General features: G+C 58.4%; 4 protein-coding genes and 2 pseudogenes. 4 read left to right on the forward strand and 2 right to left on the reverse strand.

Annotation, left to right across the window (positions count from 1 at the left end; all coding sequences use genetic code 11):
* Together ACIGHL_RS22625 and cadR are read right to left on the reverse strand one after the other, a co-directional pair.
* Positions 1–242 (reverse strand): annotated as a pseudogene (locus ACIGHL_RS22625) (hypothetical protein); the annotation flags it as partial.
* A 262-nt stretch (positions 243–504) separates the two neighbouring features.
* Positions 505–939: a Cd(II)/Pb(II)-responsive transcriptional regulator gene (gene cadR, locus ACIGHL_RS22630; protein WP_008175821.1), complete on the reverse strand. Its 435-nt coding sequence runs from the start codon at positions 937–939 to the stop codon at positions 505–507.
* 98 nt (positions 940–1,037) lie between these two features.
* Between cadR and ACIGHL_RS22635 the strand changes: the two genes are divergently transcribed.
* The 4 genes and pseudogenes from ACIGHL_RS22635 to ACIGHL_RS22650 all read left to right on the forward strand — a co-directional run.
* Positions 1,038–1,934, forward strand: a complete 897-nt coding sequence (locus ACIGHL_RS22635; RefSeq protein ID WP_008928737.1) for a cation efflux transmembrane domain-containing protein — start codon at positions 1,038–1,040, stop codon at positions 1,932–1,934.
* Between the two features lie 142 nt (positions 1,935–2,076).
* Positions 2,077–2,838 carry a ZIP family metal transporter gene (locus ACIGHL_RS22640; RefSeq protein ID WP_009686175.1) on the forward strand — a complete coding sequence of 254 codons (762 nt, stop codon included), beginning with the start codon at positions 2,077–2,079 and terminating at the stop codon, positions 2,836–2,838.
* A 294-nt stretch (positions 2,839–3,132) separates the two neighbouring features.
* Positions 3,133–4,572 (forward strand): apolipoprotein N-acyltransferase, encoded by a 1,440-nt coding sequence (lnt, locus tag ACIGHL_RS22645; RefSeq protein WP_045428515.1) that lies wholly within the window; start codon positions 3,133–3,135, stop codon positions 4,570–4,572.
* A 100-nt stretch (positions 4,573–4,672) separates the two neighbouring features.
* Positions 4,673–5,327 (forward strand): annotated as a pseudogene (locus tag ACIGHL_RS22650) (IS5 family transposase); the annotation flags it as partial.
* Between the last annotated feature and the right edge of the window lie 451 nt (positions 5,328–5,778).

Below are 5,778 nucleotides of genomic sequence, written 5' to 3' on the forward strand. Positions count from 1 at the left end.
CCCATCGACCAGACGTTGCTGACCTGGTTTTCCAGTAGAGGCAGATGGGCGCATAGAGCTTCCGGCGACGCGCTGGCCAGCGCGGTGCGCTCGTGAGTTCGCCAGCAGCCGCAGCAGTTCATCGCCGCGAAAGCCACGCCAGAATCCGAGCAGCACCAGCGCTCGGTCCCGTTGGTGGCGAAGCGCTGCCGCTCCATCGCCCCGGGCATGCGCCGCAGCGATCGCTGCAGCCAACCAGTCATCGAGCTCGACCAGCCGCCGAATCTGGAGCGGCGCGGCTTGCTTGACCTGGCGGGTATCCGGATTTTTTGGTTGATTGGCTCATATCATGATGACGGAACCAACCATCAGCTCAGCGGATTACCTGGTTGATGACGACTCTTCTTCACGGCCCCTGCAAGTTTGCAGCAACGCCCAGGTTCGCATGCCGAGATACGCAGTGAGGCTTCGCGATCAACACACCATGCATTCACAATGTCACTGCAAGGTCCGGCATGTCTCTGCTCAGTCCTTACGGCCTGAGCTAGCCCTATACAGCTGTTGTTTGCTCTCCTCGCTGATCCCCGTCAGGATGCCGCAGGCATTGATCTCCCGACCCTCGTTGCAACTCGCCCTCAGTGAAACGAGTTGTTGCTCAAGCGCTTGCAGAGCAGTTATCTGCGACCGCACATGAGAGATGTGGTCATCGAGCATGGCGTTGACGGCGGTACAGGGCTGGCGAGGGTCGTCCTGATAGCTCTGTAGCTCGCGAATCTCTGTCAGTGACAGGTCCAGAATTCGGCAGCGGCGGATAAAGGCAAGCCACTCGCCATGCTTCTCGGTATAGACACGGTAACCATTCTCCTGCCGTTCTGGCGGCGGCAACAGGCCCTGCTGCTCATAGAAGCGGATCGTCTGCGTGTCGATACCCGCTATCTGGGCTAACTGACCAATGCGCATCAGGCTTACTCCTCAACGGATCATCTGTCCCATTGACCTTATAGTAGCTATATAGTTTTTAATACTAGCAATCTATGTTGGTTAACTGGAGCCGTATCGTGAGTAAAGCCTGTGGTGGCCCATGTAGCTGCGATGCAACGCCTGCAGCGGATACCGATATGCCGGTCTCCTCCGAAGCGTCAGGGGAATGGGTCAGCGTGTATGCTGTGCCGAAGATGGATTGTCCCTCAGAAGAACGGATGATCCGCTTGGCGCTGAACGGCTTTGATGAGATTCGAACGCTGTCCTTCGACTTGTCGAACCGCCGATTGGAGGTCGTGCATGACGGCGAGGCTGAGCCCATTACCGCGAAACTGGCGACCTTGGGGCTAGGCGCCTCTCTTCAGGAAACCGTCATTGCCGACCCAGAGACGATCAAGGCCGCTGAGAGCTCGGCAGTCTCTGCTACGCAGGAGTCAGGCACTCTGCGCGTGTTGCTCGGTATCAATGCGATCATGTTCGTGGTGGAAATGACTGCTGGCCTGATCGCCCAGTCTACCGGCCTGATCGCTGATTCCCTGGATATGTTTGCCGATGCAGCCGTCTATGGCCTGGCTCTCTATGCCGTAGGGCGCAGTGCGAAAATGCAGGTACGTGCCGCGCATCTGGCAGGGGTACTGCAACTGATTTTGGCTATCGGCGTACTCGTCGAGGTGGTGCGACGCTTTGTTTTCGGTAGTGAGCCTGAATCGCTGATGATGATGGCGATCGCCTTCGTCGCGTTGATCGCCAATACCGGTTGCCTGCTGTTGATATCCAAGCACCGCGAAGGCGGCGCGCATATGAAGGCAAGCTGGATATTCTCGGCCAATGATGTGGTGATCAACATGGGCGTCATCGCCGCCGGTGCCTTGGTCGCCTGGACGGGGTCCAGCTACCCTGACCTGATTATCGGTACCATCGTGGGCCTGATCGTCCTCAACGGCGCTCGGCGCATCCTGGCGCTCAAGGGGTGAGGCTGCACGGTACGCAGCTATCGATGCCTGGGACACTTGATCGAAGTGGCTGTACAAGCGCGCTAGGCCTGAACGACAGCATATAGCGCGAAGGCTCGGAGCCAGCAAGGTAGCGTATCTAGGAATCAACCAAGGAAGGAAGATGATGGATAGTATCTGGCTGGTACTCGGCCTGGCGCTGTTGCCCGCCTTAGGCAATTTTAGTGGTGGGCTCGCTGCGGAGGCCTCCCGAACTACCGGGCGCCGTCTCAATTACGCCCTTCACGGCGCTGCCGGCCTCGTCATTGCGGTGGTGGCGGTTGAAATCATGCCGCGCGTGCTAGAGAACCTCTCAGCCTGGGTAATCGCCCTCGCTTTCGCGCTGGGCGGCATTGCTTACGTAGGTATCGAGAAGCTCGTTGAGAGTCTCCAGAAGCGACAAGGCCAGCAGGGAGAAGGCGGTCAGACGAGTGTCTGGATGATCTATATCGCCGTATCCATCGACCTGTTCAGCGATGGCCTCCTGATCGGGGCGGGGTCGGCGGTCTCACCGTCGGTCGCGATAATCCTGGCGGCGGGTCAGGTTCTCGCCGATGTTCCTGAGGGCTTTGCGACGATCGCCACCATGAAAGATAAAGGAATCCCTCGTAGCAAGCGGATACTGCTCTCTGCTTCCTTCGCGATTCCTGTGCTCTCGGCAGCCGTCTTTGCTTACTTCGTACTCAGGAACCAGCCGGAGGCATTTAAGCTAGCGGCACTGACGTTCACGGCAGGCCTTCTCACGGTCGCTGCCATCGAAGATATGGTCTCCGAGGCTCACGAGAGCGGTGACGATACGCACATCTCACCGCTGGCTTTCATAGGCGGCTTCGTCCTGTTCGTTCTGGTATCAGCGGGCTTGGAAGGGGTGGTATCGCAAAGCTAACGTACTGCTCCCCAACACAGCCACTGTCGTGCTGGCCGAATACGAAGCAGCTCCCAGCTTACGGCGCACCTAGTCGAGTCCAGAAACATTCACTTTGCCACCCTGGCCAGCCGGCCGAATGAATTGACGCAGCTTGATTAAGCGGAGCAAGAAAGCATGAGCCACAGGGTTGATCCTGGATTCGGAGGCGAGAGAGCATTGGGTGATAAGTGCGCGCTACCCTCTAGCCTATACACGGGCGTGCGCTATAAGCCGCTTCTGACAGGGGGGATGGCTCTACTTGCTGGAGGCGCCATGCCGCTTGCCTTTGCCCCTGTGGGCTGGGCATGGCTTGCGGTGATCGCTCTGGCAACATTTTTTGTCCTGACCGCGCAGTCTTCAAGGCGTCAGGCGCTGTGGTCGGCCTACCTCTTTGGCCTTGGCTACTTCGGCGTGGGTGTCTCCTGGGTCTTTATCAGCATTAGCCAGTACGGCAATGGCCCCGTGGTGGCGGTGTTAGTCACGGCGGCCTTTGTCTCGCTGCTCGCCCTCTTTCCATGGGGCGTCGCGTACCTCGTGCGCTGCCTGCGCCCTGAGATGGATGCAATGGCACTCTGGCTAGGGCTACCTGCGGCATGGGTGCTGAGTGAATGGATGCGCACCTGGTTCTTGACCGGCTTTCCCTGGCTCTTCATTGGCTACAGCCAGACCGACACCACACTTGCCACTATCGCTCCCGTCTTTGGCGTGCTTGGCGTGAGTTTACTGGTGGCACTTCTCGCTGGCGGGCTTGCCTGGGTTGTCCAGGGGCCAAGCCTGCGCCGTGCTGCGGTAGTCGGTGCCGTGTTAGTCGCTACCCTCGCCGGCTTGCAACTGCTGGATCGTGAATGGACGCAGCCAGCCGCTGACCCGATCGATGTCGTCCTCTTGCAAGGAAACATCGCGCAAGACAAGAAATGGGACCCGGGATACCGGGACATCACACTTGAGCGCTATCAGGCGCTTACCGCGCAGCATCTCGGAGCCGATATCGTGATCTGGCCAGAAGCGGCAATCCCGATGTGGCATGACCAGGCCAAAGCATATCTTGCTGAGCTTGAGGCGTTAGCCGATCAGGCAGGCACATCGTTAATGATTGGCGTCCCGGTACGCGAGGCGGAGGGCCGTACCTACAACGCCGTGGTAAGCCTCTCCGATCCCTCAGGCTTCTACTACAAACGCCACCTGGTGCCCTTCGGTGAATATGTTCCGCTCCGGAACTTCTTGGGTTCGGCCCTCGACGTGCTCGGGGCGCCTATGTCCGATTTCACACCAGGACGGGAAGCGCACGTCCTTAACGCAGCGGGTGTGCCCGTCGGAGCACTCATCTGCTACGAGGCGGTCTTTGGTGCTGAAGTCACGGAACTTCTGCCCGAAGCGCAGTTACTGGTGAATGTCAGCAACGATGCTTGGTTCGGCAGCTCAATCGGCCCTCTCCAGCACTTCCAGATGGTCCGCATGCGTGCCATCGAAACCGGACGTGACCTACTGCGAGCCACGAACACGGGCATCACAGCAACTGTCAGCTATGAGGGAAAGGTCCTTACACGCGCTCCTCAATTCCGCGTAGCCACCCTCAGCGCCGAAGTGACCCCCCGAACTGGCGCGACCCCTTATGTGCGCTGGCGGGATTGGCCTATCCTTGGCGTGATCGCACTCGGACTCGGTTTGCTCCTGCTTCGTCGAATTCGGCAGTATCATCGGTTGGATACATAACGCTTGCCATTCTCACAGCGAGCAGACTCTGTATCGGGTGAGAAGGAAGGGATTTGTCTACATATGGCATTGGCTCGCAGGAAAAAGCTCCAAAGCCGGGCTGGAGAAACATGAGCTGGCTGCCGGCATCCTGGCTGTGATCAACGGCCACCTGGGTGACCACGGCCTGTCGCTGCGCCAAGGCACTATCGTCGATGCCACACTGATCAACGCGCCGAGTTCAACCAAGAACAAGGACGGCAAGCGCGACCCGGAGATGCACCAGACCAAGAAAGGCCAGCAATACTACTTCGGCATGAAGGCGCACATCGGCGTGGATGACGAATCGGGCTTGGTGCACAGCGTGGTGGGCACGGCGGCCAACGTGGCGGATGTCACCCAGGTCGATAAGCTGCTGCACGGCGACGAGAATGTGGTTTGCGCCGACGCTGGTTACACCGGCGTTGAGAAGCGTCCCGAGCATGAGGGGCGTCAGGTGATCTGGCAGGTTGCGGCACGCCGCATCACCTACAAGAAGCTCGATAAGCGCAGCGCGCTATACAAAGCCAAGCGCAAGATCGAGAAGGCCAAAGCCCCAAGTACGCGCCAAGGTCGAGCACCCGTTCCGCGTGATCAAGCGGCAGTTTGGCTATACCAAGGTGCGGTTCCGCGGGCTGGTGAAGAACACCGCTCAGTTGGTCACGCTGTTCGCGCTGTCGAATCTGTGGAAGGCGCGCCGACGGTTACTGACCAACGCGGGAGAGGTGCGCCTGTAATGCGGGGAATGGCCGCCGCGAGGTGCTCGCGGCGGCTAAAAACACAGAAATGAGCGGTGATCTGATCATTTTTGGTCGATTTTCCGCTTTCAAAATCGGCGGAAGCTGAAGTCAGCCAGAAATACATGGCTACTTCAGACCATCCCTAGGGGATTGTTTATAGGCCATTACTTATTCTTGAGAGGACCAGTAGGCTCGGTGCGTGCAGCTGCTCATTGAGCGATTGTGGGCCTCAGCGTGAACAGACTTATATTTAGTTGTTGGCTAGTCGTATGAAAATGGTAAGCCGCTAGGTTTTTAGCATACCCAGAGTGGCACTAACCAAGCATCTGCCTCGCCTGTGTAAAATTCTTTAAGGAGACACTGCATAAATAGCCAGCCGCCCCCACCCTTGGCACACTGAGCCCCCTCAACCAGCCCCCTCCATGAGCTTTGTTACGCGCGTGCAGAA

The organism is Pseudomonas sp. NPDC077451 (genome assembly GCF_044543345.1).
Classification (GTDB): Bacteria; Pseudomonadota; Gammaproteobacteria; order Pseudomonadales; family Pseudomonadaceae; genus Stutzerimonas.